Raw genomic sequence first — 15,433 nt, 5'->3', positions numbered from 1 at the left:
GTGCTCCGCTACGCGCTGACACGAGGAGCTCTGCTGATCGCAGGGCTCCTCGTGTCGAGCGCGATCATCTTCCTCACCCTCCGGGTGCTGCCGGGAGACGTCGCGCAGCTGATCGCCGGCACGCAGGCGGATCCGGCGACCGTGGCAGCGCTGCGCGAATCGCTCGGTCTGAACGAGCCGCTGCCGGTGCAGTACACCGACTGGATCGGCGGGATCCTGCACGGCGACCTCGGAACGTCGCAGCTCAGCGGGGCGTCGGTGAGTGCGGAGCTGCTCGAGAAGGCCCGGGTCACCGTGCCGCTCGGGCTCATGGCGCTCGCGATCGCGCTGCTGATCGCCGTGCCTTTCGGCATCCTCTCCGCCCTGCTGCGCGGCAGCGGCGGCGGGACGGCGCTGAGCGTCGGCGCCCAGGCGATCGCCGCGGTCCCCGTGATCTGGGCGGGCATGATGCTGGTCGTGGTGTTCGCGCACTGGCTGGGCTGGTTGCCCGCGCAGGGGTTCCCGCGCTCCGGCTGGGCCACGCCCGCCAAGGCGCTGGAAGCACTTGCGCTGCCCGCTCTGACCATCGGGATCGTCGAGGGGGCGATGCTGCTGCGCTTCGTGCGCAGCGCGACGCTGCAGGCCGCCGGGCAGGACTTCGTGCGCACCGCCGCCGCGAAGGGGCTCACGCGACGTCAGGCTCTCATCCGACACGGCATCCCGGCAGTGGGGCTCTCGATCGTCACCGTGCTGGGACTGCAGGTGGCCGGCATCATCGTCGGCTCGGTGGTGATCGAGCAGCTGTTCACCCTTCCCGGGATCGGCCGGATGCTGGTCGCGGATGTGGGCACGCGCGACCTGGTCAAGGTGCAGAGCGAGCTGCTGGTGCTGACCGGCTTCGTACTGGTCATCGGCTTCATCGTCGACCTCGTGCACCACGCCGTCGACCCGCGACAGAGGGAGACGTGATGGCACGCAGGTCACGACCAGTCTGGTTGCGCGCGCTGCTCTCGTCGTGGACGGGACGATTCGGTGCGGGCATGGTCCTGCTCATCGTGCTGACCGCGGCGGTGTCGACGTGGTGGACGCCGTTCGATCCGATGCTCTCCGAGATACGCGACCGCTGGGCGCCGCCCTCGTGGCCGCACCTGCTCGGCACCGACGCCACCGGACGCGACATCCTCAGCCTGCTCATGGCCGGCGCCCGCACCACGGTGTTCGTCGCAGCGGGCGCGGGGATCGTCGCGACCGTCGTCGGCATCGCGCTCGCCGCCCTCGGCGCGCTGACCGCCCGGTGGGTGCGGGAGGCGACGGCCGTGCTGGTCGACATCCTCATCGCATTCCCGGTGCTGATGATCGCCATGATGATCTCCGCCGTCTGGGGCGGATCGCTGTGGGTCGTCGTGTTCGCGGTCGGAATCGGCTTCGGGGTGAGCATCGCGCGCGTCACGCGGCCCGAGCTGCGGCGGGTGCAGCAGAGCGATTTCGTCATCGCGGGACGCGCGAGCGGGCTCACCGCCACGCAGAACCTCGTGCAGCACCTGCTGCCGAACGTCGCACCGGTGTTCATCGTGCAGCTGTCGTGGTCGATGGCGGTGGCGGTGCTCGCCGAGGCCGGCCTGTCGTACCTGGGCTTCGGCGCGTCGCTCACCGAGGCGTCCTGGGGCACGCTGCTCGCCGACCTGCAGCGCTACATCGGCGTGCATCCGCTCACGGTCGTGTGGCCGGGTGTCGCGATCACGCTGACCGTGCTCGGTCTGAATCTGCTCGGCGACGCGCTGCGCGAGGCGACCGATCCCACGCTCTCGCGTCGTACCGCCTCGGCCGACCCGGCACTGGTCGCAGAGGGGACGGTGGTGGCATGAGCCTCGACGTCGACGACCTCGTCGTGGAGATCGACGGGCGCCGCCTGCTCGACGGCGTCACGTTCCATGTTCCCGACGGCCAGCGCTGCGGACTGATCGGCGAGTCCGGCTCCGGCAAGTCGCTCACCGCGCTGGCCGTGCTGGGGCTGCTGCCCGCCGGGGCCACCGCGCACGGCAGCATCCGCCGGAACGGCACTGAGCTGCTCGGGCTGCCGGATCGCGCACTCGCCCGGGTGCGTGGCGACGAGATCGGGATGATCTTCCAGGAGCCCCGCTCGGCACTCAACCCCATCCGCACGGTCGGGCGTCAGATCGCCGAGGCGGTGCGCATCCACGAGCGCATCGGCCGTCGCGAGGCGCGCGCACGTGCCATCGCGGAAGCGGCCCGCGTGCAGCTGCCCGACCCGGAGTCGATCGTCGACCGCTACCCGCACCAGCTCTCCGGCGGGCAGCGCCAACGGGTCGCGATCGCCATGGCTCTCGCCTGCCGCCCGCAGCTGCTCATCGCCGACGAACCCACCACCGCGCTGGACGTGACGATCCAGGCCGAGGTGCTGCGGCTGCTGCTGGGGCTGGTCGACGAGCACGGGATGTCGCTGGTGTTCATCACGCACGACCTCGCCGTTCTCGCCCAGGTGGCCACCCACGGCGTGGTGCTCGAGAACGGGAGGGTGGTCGAGCAGGCCCCGATCGCGACGCTGCTGCACTCGCCCTCCTCCCCGGTCACCCGCGCGCTGCTGCGCGACGCCCTCGCGACGTCCTGGCATCCGGACTCGCCGGACGAGGAGGAGTACTCATGATGCGCAATGATCAGCGCCCGTCGGCGACGGCGTTGCAATCGTCGCTCATCGCCGCGGAGGGCGTGGGGCGGCGCTACGCGGCACCGCGGCGCACCGTCTTCGAGCGAGTGCGCACGGAGGTCGCGCTGCACCCGACCGACCTGTCGATCGCCGAGGGCGAGTCCCTCGGGGTGATCGGTGAATCCGGTTCTGGCAAGTCGACGCTCGTGCGCCTGCTGCTGGGGCTGGACCGGCCCACCTCGGGCCGGGTGCTCGTCGCCGGGCGGGAGGTGGATGCCGGCGCGCGCGCCCGGTCGCTGCACTGGCTGCGGCGCCTGACCGGCCTCGTCTTCCAGGACCCGTACGCGTCGCTCGACCCGCGGATGAGCGTGGGACGGATCGTCGCCGAACCGCTGCGGGCCCTGGACATCCCCGGCGACCACCGCGCCCGTGTGCACGAGGTGCTGCGGCAGGTCGGTCTCAGCGCCGAGATGGCTGCCCGCCATCCGCACGAGTTCTCCGGGGGTCAGCGGCAGCGCATCGCCCTCGCGCGCGCGATCGCTCATCGCCCCCGCATCCTCGTCGGCGATGAGCCGATGTCGGCTCTGGATGTCACCGTCCGCGCGCAGATCCTCGGATTGCTCGCGCAGCTGCGCGAGCAGGAGGGCCTCACCCTCATCATGGTGTCGCATGACATCGGACTCGTGCAGAGCCTGAGCGACGCGGTCGCCGTGATGAAGGACGGGCGGATCGTGGAGCGGGGGCCGACCGCGGCGGTGCTGCACCGCCCGGCCGAGCAGTACACCCGCCGTCTGCTCGCGGCTGTGCCGACGATTCCCTATCCACTCCAGTAGATCGAGAGTCGCGGAGCAGCCGCCACTCCGCCAGCCCGAGTGACTGCGCGGACTGCATCCGCGTCAGAGCGACTTCTGCATCAGGTGCACGCCCATCCGCTGCCCGAACTTCTCACCGACCTCGGTCAGGTGGCCCGCGTCGTGGAAGCCGGCTCGGCGGTGCAGCGCGATCGACGCGTCCGCGCCGTGATCGGCGATCACCGCGATGATCTGGCGCAAGCCGGCATCCCGACACGCGTCGAGGAACACCCCCAGCAGCATGCCGCCCACTCCCCTGCCCACCGCGTCGGGTGCGAGGTAGATGGAGTTCTCGATTGTGAAGCGATAGGCCGACTTCGCCGACCAGGGCTGGCCCAGGGCATAGCCGAGCAGCTCGCCGGCCTCGGTGTGCGCGACGAGGAACGGGATGCCCGCGTCGGCGATCCGCCGGCGCTTGGCGTCCCAGTCGGCGACGGTGGACTCGACCTCGTCATAGGTCACCGTGGAGGTGCGCACATAGTGGTTGTAGATGTCGCGGATCGCCGGCAGGTCGGCATCCGTCACCGGACGCACCCGCACACCGCTCACGCCTCCCCCGCCACGCGCCAGTCGATGGGGGCGGCGCCGGCATCCTGCAGCAGCGCATTCGTGCGCGAGAACGGGCGCGATCCGAAGAAGCCGCGGCTCGCAGAGAGCGGCGAGGGGTGCGGGGACTCTATCACCGCCGTGTCGCCGAGCAGCGGGCGCAGGCGGGCGGCGTCGCGCCCCCAGAGCACCGCCACGAGCGGCTGATCACGTGCGACCAGCGCGCGGATGGCGAGTTCGGTCACCTGCTCCCAGCCCCAGCCCCGGTGTGACGTGGGCGCACCCGGACGCACGGTGAGCACCCGGTTCAGCAGCAGCACGCCCTGGTCGCTCCATGCGCTGAGGTCGCCGTGCGGCGCGGGAGGGATGCCGACATCCGACTCCCTCTCGCGATAGATGTTCACCAGGCTGCGCGGCAGCGGCCGCGTCCGGCGATCCACGGCGAACGCGAGGCCGATCGAGTGCCCGGGCGTCGGATACGGATCCTGCCCGACGATGAGCGCGCGCACCTGCGTGATCGGACGCCGGAACGCACGCAGCACGTCGTCGCCGGCAGGCAGGTAGCCGCGTCCGGCCTCGGTCTCGGCCCGCAGCCGATCGCCCAGCTCGGCGATCAGCGGTTGAGCGGGCGCGAGAGCCTGCGCCCAGCCGGCGTCCAGCTGTCCCGACTCGGCGAGCTCAGCGAGCGTGTGGCTCATCAGTCCCCGGTGCGCACGTGCAGCGGCCCGCGTGCCAGCAGGTGATGCGCGGCCTGCGCGAGCGGACGCATCGTGACCAGATCGAGGTTCACCCGCCGGGGCGCGTTCAGCGCGTATGCGATCATCTCGGCGACATCCGCGGCGATGAGCGGCTCGTCGACTCCCGCGTACACCGACTCCGCCGCGACCCGATCGCCGCCCAGCCGGTTCAGCGCGAACTCCTCGGTGTGCACCATGCCGGGCGCGATCTCGGCGACCCTGATCGGCTCGCCGTGCAGCTCCTGGCGCAGGGCGTTCACGAGCATCGACTCCGCGGCCTTCGCCGCGTTGTACCCGGCACCGCCCGGGTATGCGTGCTGCGCGGCCGTCGAGGTGACGAACAGCGTGTCGGCGTGGCCGTCGGCGGCGGCGGCGCGTCGCAGCAGCGGCAGCAGGCCCGACACGAGGCGCTGCGTCGAGATGACGTTCGCCTCGTACATCCACCTCCAGTCAGCCACCGACCCGTCTTCGACGCTGTCGGTGCCACGGGCGCCTCCGGCCACCTGCACGAGTGCATGCACGGGGCCCCCGCGTTCGAGCGTCACGACGAGGTCCTGCACCGCGTCGGCATCGGTGAGATCGCACGCGATCGCCTCGGCGCCGGTCTCCGTCGCCAGCGCCCTGAGACGGTCGGCGCGGCGCGCGACCGCCACGACGTCCCAGCCCTGCGTGCGCAGCGTGCGCACGGTCGCCTCACCGATACCCGAACTCGCGCCGGTCACCACGGCCCGTCTGATCACCATGGCTCCACCGTATGCGCTATCCGCGTCCGACCCCGACCCGCGCGCGTGTTACGTAACATTTCCCGACGCTTGTCGGCGCGCGTGCTGCTTCGTAGTGTCACTGGGGAGCACCCGCCATACCCGACATCCATTCCTCACCTCCCTGGGAGTACGTCATGACCGCAGCCGAGAACTGGCGCTTCGAGACCAAGCAGATCCACTCGGGCGCCGCGCCCGACCCGGTCACGAAAGCCCGCGCCACGCCGATCTACCAGACCACCTCGTACGTGTTCGACAACGCCGACCACGCCGCGAACCTGTTCGCGCTGGCCGAGTTCGGCAACATCTACACCCGCATCCAGAACCCGACTCAGGACGTGCTCGAGCAGCGCCTCGCCGCGCTCGAGGGCGGCACCGGCGCTCTGGTGCTCTCCAGCGGTCAGGCGGCGTCGACCTTCGCGATCCTGAACATCGCTCAGGCGGGCGATCACTTCGTCGCATCCAGCGCCATCTACGGCGGCACCTACAACCTCTTCAAGTACACCCTCGCCAAGCTCGGCGTGGAGGTCACCTTCGTCGAGAACCAGGACGACCTCGACGAGTGGCGCGCCGCCGTGCGGCCGAACACCAAGCTCTTCTTCGCCGAGACCATCGGCAACCCGAAGATCAACGTGCTCGACATCCGTGGCGTCGCCGACGTCGCGCACGAGAACGACCTGCCGCTGATCGTCGACAACACCATCGCCACGCCCTACCTCATCCGGCCGTTCGAGCACGGCGCGGACATCGTCACGCACTCGGTGACGAAGTTCCTGGGCGGTCACGGCACCACCATCGGCGGCGCGATCATCGACGGAGGCACCTTCGCCTGGTCGCAGCACGTCGACAAGTTCCCTGGCCTCACCGAGCCCGACCCGTCGTACCACGGCGCGTCGTACACCACCGCGGTCGGCGATGGACTCGCGTACATCATCAAGGCCCGCGTGCAGCTGCTGCGCGACCTGGGCTCGGCGATCGCGCCGCAGAGCGCCTGGAACCTCATCCAGGGCATCGAGACCCTCTCGCTGCGCATCGAGCGCCACGTGCAGAACGCGCAGGAGATCGCGGAGTGGCTCGAGGACCACGACGACGTCGCGTCGGTGAACTACTCCGGGCTTCCCTCGTCGCCCTGGTACGCCAAGGCCAACGAGTACGCCCCGAAGGGCGTCGGCGCGGTGCTGTCGTTCGAGCTCAAGGGCGGCGTGGAGGCCGGCCGCGAATTCGTGAACAGCCTGGACCTGTTCAGCCACCTCGCCAACATCGGCGACGTGCGCTCACTGGTCATCCACCCCGCATCGACCACGCACTCGCAGCTCTCGCCCGAGCAGCAGCTCTCGGCGGGCGTGACGCCGGGCCTGGTGCGCCTGTCGGTCGGTCTGGAGAACGTCGACGACCTCAAGGCCGACCTCGAGAGCGCCCTCGCCGCGGCCCGCCGCGTGGCCGAAGCCGCTCGCGCCTGAGCCTGCTCCACTTCCGACGCGGATGCCCCGGCCGGTCGGTTCGGGGCATCCGTGCCTCCAGTGCTTGTGCCTCCGGCCGGCCTTCGGGCGCTGACCGCGCCGTCGCCGGGAGCCATGCGTCGGTCATGGCGCCCGCATGACCAGCATCCGGCTCCCCGCCCCCGCGCGCGGCTGCCGCCGGCCCCGCAGGCGACCCTGGCCGGGAGCCATGCGTCGAGTAAGCGCGCCGCATGACCAGCATCCGGCTCCCCGCCCGCGCCCGCGGCTGCCGCCGGGCCGCATGACCAGCATCCGGCTCTCCCTCATACGTCGGGCGCTGCCATCCGCGCGGCCCGGGCTCGCGCCAGCCGGGAGAGGAATGCGGAGGCATCGGCCAGGTCGGATTCGGTGAGCCGGATGACGATCCAGCCGAGGCCCTCGAGTTCGCGCTGGCGGCGGATGTCTGCGCGCCACTGGTCCTTGTCCGTGCGGTGCCCGTCGCCCTCGTACTCGAGCGCGATCTTGAGCTCCGGGTAGGCGAGGTCGAGACGGGCAACGAACGCCCCGCGGTCGTACACGGCCCACTGCACCACGGGTTCCGGTAATCCGCTCTCGACGATCAGGACCCTCGTCTCGAACTCCTTCGGCGACTCGACGCGCTCGCGCGCGAGGTCCAGTGCTCGGCGGACCACCGCGCATCCCGGAAATCGGCCCCACTCCTCGAGCCGGCGCTGGATCTGCTGGCGGGTTGTCATCGGTCTCGGTGCCTTGATTCCCGGGTAGTTGTCGGCGCCGGTGAGCAGCGCGTCGAAAGCCGACACCAGCTGAGCGAAGCTGAGCTCGGATCGCGTCGTCAGCACGGCGGCGACCGGGTCCACGACTGCGGCGCCGGTGAAGATCATCCGCTGGGCACGGTGCGGGGCCAGCCGCCTCCCCTTCACCCCCGCGCCGCGCGGGGGTGCCGCGTCCGGCGGAACGCAGACGTGCAGCGGCTCGGTCGCTGCCCATGTCGTCGGAAGCGGCAGGCCCCATATGCGCATGGCTGTGGGGCCGACGAACACCTGCCCAGGAAGCATGATCGTGCGATAGCAGTCCACAAGATCGCGAAAGCCCTCCGGCGCACTTCTCGCGCGAGCACCGTGGAAGGGGCGAGCGAGATCGCCCGCGTCCCTCCGCGACCGCCCCACTCCCGCGGCGGCCGCGGCGCGAATGGTGAAGCGATCGCCGAGTCGGCGAGGAAGGGGCTGCAGTCGGCGCATCCCGTCATCATCGTCATGCGGAGGTTCGGGCGGATCAACGATCCCGGCATCCGTGCACAACTCGCCGGTTCCCGCGCACTGTGCAGGAACCCGCTCCTACCCTGCCCGGGAGCTCGATGCCGGCTATGCGAGGCCGAGAACAGGCATTCGGCTCCCGCCCGCGCCGGAGCCATGCCGGTCCAAGCACCAGGGCAACCAGCGGGCCGAACCCGTAACGTGCCGGGCGCGTGCAGGCGGACAGGCGAGAATGGGGGCATGGACTGGCAGACCACCTCCGAGGACACGGTGCCGTCAGCGCCGGTGACCGAGGCGGACGTGCGTCTGCTGCGCGCCCGCCCGCCAGCGACGGGCGCCTGGCGCGACGGCGACCCGGTGGGCGATCGCCGTTTCACCCTGCTCGGGGACTTCCGCACCGAGACCGGTGCGCTGCTGCCCGCCACCCGCCTGGCCTGGGAGTCCTGGGGCACGTTGAACGACGCCCGTGACAACGCCGTGCTGATCCTGCACGCGCTCACCGGCGACAGCCACGTGCGCGGCCCGGCAGGCGCCGGGCATCCGACGGCCGGTTGGTGGGAGCCGATCGTGGGGCCGGGAGCCGCGATCGACACCGACCGCTGGTTCGTGATCGCACCGAACATGCTGGGCGGATGCCAGGGCTCGACGGGACCTGCGAGCATCGCTCCGGACGGCCGGGAGTGGGCGTCGCGTTTCCCGTACCTCACCATTCGCGACCAGGTCGCCGCGCAGATCCGCCTCGCCGACGAGCTGGGCATCGGCCGCTGGGCCGCGGTGGTCGGCGGGTCGATGGGTGGCATGCACGCCCTGGAGTGGGCGGTGATGCAGCCCGAGCGCGTCGAGCGACTGGCCGTGCTCTCCTCTCCCCCGGTGACGACCGCCGACCAGCTGGCGCTGAACTTCGTGCAGCTCGAGACGGTGCGAATGGACCCGCGCTTCGCCGGCGGCGAGTACTACGACGCCGCGCTCGGCCAGGGTCCGCACCGCGGCCTCGCACTGGCGCGGCGGATGGCGCTGCTGAACTATCGCAGTCCGATCGAGCTCAACCAGCGCTTCCAGCGCTCCTGGCAGTCCGAGGTGTCTCCGCTGGGTCGTGGCGGACGCTTCGCCGTCGAGTCGTACCTCGACTTCCACGGCAACAAGTTCACCCGACGCTTCGACGCGAACAGCTACCTCACCGTCGTCGAGGCGATGAACTCGCACGACATCGGCCGCGATCGCGGCGGCGTCGAGCAGGCCCTGCACACGGTGAGCGCGAAGACGCTCGTGCTGGGCATCGACAGCGATCGGCTGTTCCCCGTGGACGGTCAGCAGCGCATCGCGCGCAGCATCCCGAACCTCATCGACGACGAGGCGGTCGTCATCACCAGTGACTTCGGCCACGACGGCTTCCTCATCGAGACCGACCCGGTCGGTGCGCACCTGGAGCGTCTGCTGGCGTCCTGAGCCGGCGTGGCGCCGCCGATCAGCCGATGCTCAGCTGCGCTCGTAGATCCACGGCAGCGCGTCCATCGTCAGCCGATGGCGTGCGCCAGCGGCGCCCGGAGCATCCGGATGCTCCTCGTCGCCCGCCCACAGGGCACGCAGCCCCTCATCGAGCCGCTGCATGCGCGTCTCGAAGCGCGAAAACGCGCCGGCGTGCGCGAAGGCGTCGTCGACAGTCGAGCGCCCGGTGAGGGTGTGCAGCGTGACCCAGGTGGGCGGGAAGAGCGTCAGCTCGCCGGCGGCGTGACGACTCAGCGCCTCCGCGGGCGACAGCCAGGCCGCCTCCTCGATCTCGCCGGCATTCGGCCGCACGGGGTCGCCCTGCTCGCGCGCGAGGAAGAACCAGGTGCGGAAGCGCGCCGGCGTCTCGGCGGGCGGCACCCAGCGCGAGAGCGTACGCAGGCCGCGGATGCGGATGCCGGCCTCCTCGCGCGTCTCGCGGACCGCCGCATTGCGCGCGGCCTCCTGCTCTCCCGCCGGCACATCACCGTCGCCGGGCTCGACCGGCACGAGACCGGGATCGGCGGCAGCAGCGCTCGCATCCGGCTCCCCGGCGGCGTCGCCCGGATCCACACGGCCGCCGGGGAACACCCAGGCACCCGGGAAGGAGCCGGTGCGGGGCCGGCGCAGCAGCAGCGTCTGCAGACCCGCAGGGCCGTCGCGCAGGACCACCGCCGTAGCGGCGACGCGCATCGGGGCATCCATGCGGCCACTCTAGTGGCCGCGCACCGCCGTCCCCGCGCACTCCGCAGTCGCGGTCAGCGCCGTCCCGGCAGCCCCCGCGGTCTCGGCACTCGCCGCCTTCCCCGCAGCCCCCGCGTTCGCCGCCCTCACAGGCGCCGGTCGCTGCCCCCGGTAGGCGATCAGCACGATCCCGAGCCCCAGCGCTGCCAGCACCGCGCCCACCCATTCCGGTGCGGTGAAGCCGAAGCCGAGCGAGATCGCCGCTCCGCCGAGGAAGGCACCGAGGCTGTTGCCGATGTTCAGCGCGGAGTGGTTCAACGCCGCCGCGATCGACTGGTTGTCGCCGGCGACATCCATCAGACGGGTCTGGATCGCCGGGCTGAGCACCGAGGCGATCACGCCGACGAGCATGGCGGTGACGATCAACGGCACCACCGAGAACGACAGCAGGGCGAGCAGCACGAGCACCACCGCGAGCGCGGCGAGACCCCACACGAGGGTGCGACGCAGATCACGGTCTGCCAGACGACCGCCCGCGAGGTTGCCCACGGTCATGCCGACCCCGACCAGCACCAGTGTCAGCGGAACGACCCACTGCTCAGCACCGGCGACCTCGGTCACCAGCGGGGCGATGTAGCTGTAGACGGCGAAGAACCCGCCGAAGCCGATCGCGCCCATGCCGAGGGTGAGCCAGACCTGCGGCACGCGGAACACGCCGAGTTCCGATCGCAGAGTGCGGCCGGGATCACCCGGATGCGCGGGCACGAAGAAAGCGATGCACACCACTGCGAGCGCGAACACGCCGGTGACGACGAGGAACGCGGTGCGCCAGCCCCACTGCTGCCCGAGGTAGGTGCCCAGCGGCACGCCGACGACGTTGGCGACCGTCAGCCCCGTGAGGATGAACGCGACGCCCTGCGCGCGCTTGCCAGGCCCGAGCATGTCGGCCGCGACGAGCGCGCCGATGCCGAAGTAGGCGCCGTGCGGCAGGCCGGCGAGCAGGCGCGACGCGCCGACCAGCCCGAAGCCCGGCAGCACGACGGTGAGCGCATTGCCGAGGGTCAGCGCGATCGCGAGCACCAGCATCACGCGGTGCCGTGGGAAGCGCGCCACCGCGCCGGCGATGGTGGGCGCGCCGATCACGACGCCGAGCGCATAGAGCGAGATCAGCACACCGCTCTGACCGATGGCCTGGGCGCTGCTCACTTCCCACACGTCGGGCAGCAGATCCTGGGCGATCTCCGGCAGCAGGCCCATGATGACGAATTCGGTCATGCCGATGCCGAAGCTGCCGACGGCGAGGGAGAGGAGCGCCCTCATCGCCGCCCCCCTCGAAAGATTCGAGGGAGTCACCCGCCCATGCTACCGGCCGGATGCTGAGACCCAGGCCCTACCGGCCTGTCGCGTCACCCTCGGCGGACGCGTCGATCGCCGCTTCGAGGCGCTCGATCTTCCCCTGAAGCTCCCCGCTGTAACCCGGCCGGATGTCGGCCTTGAGCACGAGGCTCACCCGCGAGCCGAACGGCATGACCGCCTCGGTCGCGCGCTTGACGACGTCCATGACCGAGTCCCAGTCCGGACCCTCGATCTCGGTGAACATGCTGGTGGTGCGGTGTGCCAGACCGGAATCGCGCACCACCTTGACGGCCGCCGCGACGGCGTCGTGCACGGATGCGTCCTCACGGCCGTCGCCCGACGGGGCGACGGAGAAAGCGACGAGCATGGTTCCTCCTCGGGTGATCGATCAGCGGCGCCCGACCGGGGTGCGCAGCAGCGCGCGCACCCCGAGGACGAGCAGTACCACGAGCATGACATTGCGCACGCTCAGCAGCAGCACCGGCAGCGGAGCGGCGGCGAGAAGACCGTCGTAGGTCAGCGGGTAGACGGCGAAGGTGAGAGCGCACAGCAGCAGGACGAGCGCCGCAGCGGTCTCGGCGCGCCGGCTGTCGTACACGATCCACATGATCGCGGGAGGGATCAGCCAGGTCTCGAACTGCGGAGAGCCGACCTTGTTGGTGACGATGAGCGCAGTGACCAGGGCGAGCGCGAGCGGTGGCAGCAGCTGCTGCCACCGTGCCCCGCGGCGCCACTGTCGGATGCCGAGCAGCACGATTCCGGCGACGGCGAGGATCATCACCGGCGTGGTGAGTTCGGCCACCGTCGCCGCTGCCGGGGCGACGATCTGATATGTGAGGATGTCGAAGCTGTACTCGATCCGTGCGGCGCCGGCGCGCACCATCCACAGCAGCGGCGTCGCGGCGACGGCCTCGATCTGCAGCCCGCGCCCGCTCTGCTCGGTGAGGAATCCGAGCAGAGCAGCGGCATCGCCGGCGAGCAGCAGCAGCACGACGACGATCCCGCCGGTGATCGACGCGGCGACGAGGACGAGCCGGCCCGGGCGCCGACCCGCAGCGACCGCTGCCACCAGCACGGCCCCCGGCCAGATCTTGATCCACGCGCCGACGGTGAGCGCGGCGGCGGCGAACCGCGGGTGCCGCACCAGCCAGATGCCACCGGCCACGGCGAGGGGCACGGTGACCGCGTCGATGCGGTACAGCGCGATCGGACCGAGCAGCAGCAGCGCGGCGATCCAGAACCACGCGGCCAGACGGCGCCGCCCGCCGCCGCGCCCGAGCAGCACCACGAGCGCGAGCGCATCGCCTGCGGTCACCAGGAGCGCCCATGCCATCAGATACGCGGGAGCCGGGCCCACCAGCGCGGCGAACGGCGTCGACAGCAGCTGAGTGAGCATCATGGGCAGCAGGGCGAGCTGAGGGTAGACCCAGGTGTCGGTGACGCCGACGACACTCCCCCCGCCCAGCGCCGTCCGCGCCCACGGCTGATAGACGTGCACGACGTCGCCCATCGGCTGACTGGGCAGCACCCACCCCGCCACGGCGATGCCGGCATGCGCGGCGATGAACGCAGCCCACAACGGCCAGAGGCCCGGGTTGCGGCGCGACAGCGCCACGGGCGCGGGCGCCGATGGCCCCGTCACGGGCGACGCTCCGCTCTCATGGGCGCAGCTGTGCGTATGCGGCGGGCAGCGCCTGCGCGACGTCGAGCGCGACGATCGGATGCCCGGCTGCGCCGTCGACGGCACCGGCGGCCAGGCCCGCCGCCTCACCGTGCCACCACGCAGCGGCAGCGGCGACGGCGGCGAGCGAGCGATCCGGGTTCGCCGCCAGCACCGCCCCGATGACACCGGCGAGCACATCACCCGTTCCGGCCGTCGAGAGCCACGCCGGGCCGTTGCCGACGGCGATGACGGCTTCGCCCGGCACGGCGACGAGGGTGCGCGCACCCTTCAGCAGCACGCAGGCGTCGACTCGCTCAGCGGTCTCCACCAGCGCTGCCACGCGCTGGTCCTCCTGGCTCAGATCGGCCGGCGCGAGCCGCAGATGCTCGCGCAGTCCCGCCAGCTCCCCCGCGTGCGGGGTGAGGATGCGCGGGGCGCTCGCGTCGACGGCGAGATCGAGCGCACCGGCGTCGACGACCACAGGCGCCGAGCCGTTCAGGATCTGCTCCAGCGCCGAGCGCTCCTGCGCGCTGCGCTGCGACGCCTCTGTTCCCGAGCCGATGACCCAGGCGCCCACGCGGGTGCGGCCGACGTCGGGTCGGGCGACGGTCTCCGGGCGGGCGGCGCGCACGGCGTCCCGCGCGTCCCCGGTGTACAGCACGTATCCCGCGCCGGCGCGCCAGGCAGCCGTGACGCCGAGCACCGCCGCCCCCGGGTACATCTCCGATCCGGTGCGCAGGGCGACCACCCCGCGGGAGTACTTGTCGTCGTCCGCTGTGGGCACGCGCAGCAGCTTCGCGGTCTCGCCCCGGGTCCATTCACGCAGCATGAGACCACGTTAACGCCCCCGCACGGCGACCGCTGCCGACGCCGACATGCTCCGGCGGCGGTAGCGTCGAGGTGTGAGCCAGCTCTTCTCCCCTCTGACCCTCCGCACCCGAACCTTCCGCAACCGCCTGTGGGTGTCGCCCATGTGCATGTACAGCGCCGTGGACGGCATCCCGCAGCGCTGGCACCACACCCACCTCGCGCAGTTCGCGTCCGGCGGGGCGGGCCTGATCATGGCGGAGGCGACCGCCGTCGTGCCGGAGGGGCGCATCTCGCCGCGCGACACCGGACTGTGGTCGGACGAGCAGCGCGACGCCTGGTCGGGCATCGTCGACGACGTGCACGAGAACGGCGGTCTGCTCGGTGTGCAGCTCGCGCACGCCGGACGGATGGCGTCGACGTGGTGGCCGTGGGCCGACGGGCGCGGCAGCGTGCCGGCGGAGGAGGGCGGATGGCCGACCGTCGCCCCGTCGGCGCTCGCGTTCGACGGCTATGCGCAGCCGACCGCGCTGGACGCCCAGGGCATCGACGACGTCGTCGCCGCATTCGCCGCGGCGGCGCAGCGAGCGGTGGATGCCGGATTCGACGCGCTCGAGGTGCACGGCGCCCACGGCTACCTGCTGCACGAGTTCCTCTCGCCACTGGCGAACGTGCGCGACGACGAGTACGGCGGCTCGCTCGAGAACCGCGCACGCCTGCTGCTGCGTGCGGTTCGGGCCGTGCGCGAGGCCGCCGGCGACGTGATGCCGGTGTTCGTCCGCCTCTCGGCCACGGACTACGCCGACGGCGGCTTCACCCCCGACGAGGCCGCTCGGGTGGGCAGGTGGGCGATGGATGCCGGCGCGGATCTCGTGGATGTGTCCAGCGGCGGCATCGTCGCCGGCGCGCACATCGACTACCGGCCGGGCTACCAGGTTCCTTTCGCGCAGACCGTGCGCGCCGCCGGAGAGGTGCCCACTGCTGCTGTCGGGCTGATCACCTCGGGCGAGCAGGCCGAGCAGGTGCTCGCCTCCGGCGCCGCCGACGCGGTCTTCGCCGGTCGGGAATGGCTGCGCGACCCGCACTTCGGCCTGCGCGCGGCGCATGAACTGGGCGACGAGGTGCCCTGGCCGCCGCAGTACCGCCGCGCGCTCTGGCGCTGACACCGCGGTGCCGCGCGCTCCGT

At 71.7% G+C, this 15,433-nt stretch carries 16 protein-coding genes; 7 read left to right on the top strand and 9 right to left on the bottom strand.

What is annotated here, in order from left to right; all coding sequences use genetic code 11:
- Genes WFG93_RS04770 through WFG93_RS04755 form a run of 4 tightly spaced genes read left to right on the top strand, consistent with a single transcriptional unit; the run spans position 1 to position 3,477 of the window.
- On the top strand, positions 1-948 hold the full coding sequence (locus tag WFG93_RS04770; protein ID WP_336645186.1) for an ABC transporter permease: 948 nt from the start codon (positions 1-3) through the stop codon (positions 946-948).
- Positions 948-1,844 carry an ABC transporter permease gene (locus WFG93_RS04765; protein WP_336645185.1) on the top strand — a complete coding sequence of 299 codons (897 nt, stop codon included), beginning with the start codon at positions 948-950 and terminating at the stop codon, positions 1,842-1,844. Before WFG93_RS04770 ends, WFG93_RS04765 begins: the two co-directional genes overlap by 1 nt.
- Positions 1,841-2,644, top strand: coding sequence for an ABC transporter ATP-binding protein (locus tag WFG93_RS04760; protein ID WP_336645184.1), 804 nt, complete (start codon positions 1,841-1,843; stop codon positions 2,642-2,644). Before WFG93_RS04765 ends, WFG93_RS04760 begins: the two co-directional genes overlap by 4 nt.
- The gene (locus WFG93_RS04755) at positions 2,644-3,477 is read left to right on the top strand and encodes an ABC transporter ATP-binding protein (RefSeq protein WP_336645695.1); all 834 of its coding nucleotides are present in this window, start codon (positions 2,644-2,646) and stop codon (positions 3,475-3,477) included. Before WFG93_RS04760 ends, WFG93_RS04755 begins: the two co-directional genes overlap by 1 nt.
- Before the next feature lie 63 nt (positions 3,478-3,540).
- Here WFG93_RS04755 and WFG93_RS04750 read toward each other — a convergent pair whose 3' ends face one another.
- The 3 genes from WFG93_RS04750 to WFG93_RS04740 are packed head-to-tail and all read right to left on the bottom strand — an operon-like array spanning position 3,541 to position 5,521.
- Complete coding sequence (locus tag WFG93_RS04750) at positions 3,541-4,044, bottom strand: GNAT family N-acetyltransferase (RefSeq protein WP_336645183.1); 504 nt, start codon at positions 4,042-4,044, stop codon at positions 3,541-3,543.
- Positions 4,041-4,739, bottom strand: a complete 699-nt coding sequence (locus WFG93_RS04745) for a uracil-DNA glycosylase (protein ID WP_336645182.1) — start codon at positions 4,737-4,739, stop codon at positions 4,041-4,043. Before WFG93_RS04745 ends, WFG93_RS04750 begins: the two co-directional genes overlap by 4 nt.
- Positions 4,739-5,521, bottom strand: coding sequence for an SDR family oxidoreductase (locus tag WFG93_RS04740; RefSeq protein WP_336645181.1), 783 nt, complete (start codon positions 5,519-5,521; stop codon positions 4,739-4,741). Before WFG93_RS04740 ends, WFG93_RS04745 begins: the two co-directional genes overlap by 1 nt.
- 155 nt (positions 5,522-5,676) lie before the next feature.
- Between WFG93_RS04740 and WFG93_RS04735 the strand changes: the two genes are divergently transcribed.
- Positions 5,677-6,999 carry a bifunctional o-acetylhomoserine/o-acetylserine sulfhydrylase gene (locus WFG93_RS04735; RefSeq protein WP_336645180.1) on the top strand — a complete coding sequence of 441 codons (1,323 nt, stop codon included), beginning with the start codon at positions 5,677-5,679 and terminating at the stop codon, positions 6,997-6,999.
- Positions 7,000-7,301: 302 nt separating this feature from the next.
- Here the strand turns inward: WFG93_RS04735 and WFG93_RS04730 are convergent, their stop codons facing one another.
- Complete coding sequence (locus WFG93_RS04730) at positions 7,302-8,054, bottom strand: hypothetical protein (RefSeq protein WP_336645179.1); 753 nt, start codon at positions 8,052-8,054, stop codon at positions 7,302-7,304.
- A gap of 438 nt (positions 8,055-8,492) precedes the next feature.
- Between WFG93_RS04730 and metX the strand changes: the two genes are divergently transcribed.
- Positions 8,493-9,698, top strand: a complete 1,206-nt coding sequence (metX, locus tag WFG93_RS04725; protein ID WP_336645178.1) for a homoserine O-acetyltransferase MetX — start codon at positions 8,493-8,495, stop codon at positions 9,696-9,698.
- A 30-nt stretch (positions 9,699-9,728) separates the two neighbouring features.
- Here the strand turns inward: metX and WFG93_RS04720 are convergent, their stop codons facing one another.
- The 5 genes from WFG93_RS04720 to WFG93_RS04700 all read right to left on the bottom strand — a co-directional run bounded on the left by WFG93_RS04720 (position 9,729) and on the right by WFG93_RS04700 (position 14,269).
- On the bottom strand, positions 9,729-10,442 hold the full coding sequence (locus WFG93_RS04720; RefSeq protein WP_336645177.1) for an NUDIX hydrolase: 714 nt from the start codon (positions 10,440-10,442) through the stop codon (positions 9,729-9,731).
- Positions 10,443-10,451: 9 nt separating this feature from the next.
- Positions 10,452-11,741: an MFS transporter gene (locus WFG93_RS04715; RefSeq protein ID WP_336645176.1), complete on the bottom strand. Its 1,290-nt coding sequence runs from the start codon at positions 11,739-11,741 to the stop codon at positions 10,452-10,454.
- A 70-nt stretch (positions 11,742-11,811) separates the two neighbouring features.
- A complete protein-coding gene (locus WFG93_RS04710) occupies positions 11,812-12,144 on the bottom strand; it encodes a thiamine-binding protein (protein ID WP_336645175.1) in 333 nt (110 codons plus the stop codon).
- Between the two features lie 21 nt (positions 12,145-12,165).
- The gene (locus tag WFG93_RS04705; protein WP_336645174.1) at positions 12,166-13,419 is read right to left on the bottom strand and encodes a hypothetical protein; all 1,254 of its coding nucleotides are present in this window, start codon (positions 13,417-13,419) and stop codon (positions 12,166-12,168) included.
- A 16-nt stretch (positions 13,420-13,435) separates the two neighbouring features.
- Complete coding sequence (locus WFG93_RS04700) at positions 13,436-14,269, bottom strand: ADP-dependent NAD(P)H-hydrate dehydratase (RefSeq protein ID WP_336645173.1); 834 nt, start codon at positions 14,267-14,269, stop codon at positions 13,436-13,438.
- 73 nt (positions 14,270-14,342) lie between these two features.
- On the opposite strand from WFG93_RS04700, the gene WFG93_RS04695 reads away from it, so the two are divergent.
- Positions 14,343-15,410, top strand: a complete 1,068-nt coding sequence (locus WFG93_RS04695) for an NADH:flavin oxidoreductase/NADH oxidase (RefSeq protein ID WP_336645172.1) — start codon at positions 14,343-14,345, stop codon at positions 15,408-15,410.
- Positions 15,411-15,433: the final 23 nt, after the last annotated feature.

The organism is Microbacterium sp. USHLN186 (assembly GCF_037145155.1).
Classification (GTDB): domain Bacteria; phylum Actinomycetota; class Actinomycetes; order Actinomycetales; family Microbacteriaceae; genus Microbacterium.
Note: the sequence above shows the minus strand (reverse complement) of the source record. Positions and strands in the feature narration are given on the sequence as shown.

Bases quoted from the DNA above. Each gene is read 5' to 3' on its own strand.
- WFG93_RS04765 (WP_336645185.1), top strand. From the start codon at position 948: ATGGCACGCAGGTCACGACCAGTCTGGTTGCGCGCGCTGCTCTCGTCG.
- WFG93_RS04760 (WP_336645184.1), top strand. From the start codon at position 1,841: ATGAGCCTCGACGTCGACGACCTCGTCGTGGAGATCGACGGGCGCCGC.
- WFG93_RS04755 (WP_336645695.1), top strand. From the start codon at position 2,644: ATGCGCAATGATCAGCGCCCGTCGGCGACGGCGTTGCAATCGTCGCTC.
- WFG93_RS04745 (WP_336645182.1), bottom strand. From the start codon at position 4,739: ATGAGCCACACGCTCGCTGAGCTCGCCGAGTCGGGACAGCTGGACGCC.
- WFG93_RS04740 (WP_336645181.1), bottom strand. From the start codon at position 5,521: ATGGTGATCAGACGGGCCGTGGTGACCGGCGCGAGTTCGGGTATCGGT.
- WFG93_RS04735 (WP_336645180.1), top strand. From the start codon at position 5,677: ATGACCGCAGCCGAGAACTGGCGCTTCGAGACCAAGCAGATCCACTCG.
- WFG93_RS04730 (WP_336645179.1), bottom strand. From the start codon at position 8,054: ATGCTTCCTGGGCAGGTGTTCGTCGGCCCCACAGCCATGCGCATATGG.
- metX (WP_336645178.1), top strand. From the start codon at position 8,493: ATGGACTGGCAGACCACCTCCGAGGACACGGTGCCGTCAGCGCCGGTG.
- WFG93_RS04720 (WP_336645177.1), bottom strand. From the start codon at position 10,442: ATGGATGCCCCGATGCGCGTCGCCGCTACGGCGGTGGTCCTGCGCGAC.
- WFG93_RS04715 (WP_336645176.1), bottom strand. From the start codon at position 11,741: ATGAGGGCGCTCCTCTCCCTCGCCGTCGGCAGCTTCGGCATCGGCATG.
- WFG93_RS04710 (WP_336645175.1), bottom strand. From the start codon at position 12,144: ATGCTCGTCGCTTTCTCCGTCGCCCCGTCGGGCGACGGCCGTGAGGAC.
- WFG93_RS04700 (WP_336645173.1), bottom strand. From the start codon at position 14,269: ATGCTGCGTGAATGGACCCGGGGCGAGACCGCGAAGCTGCTGCGCGTG.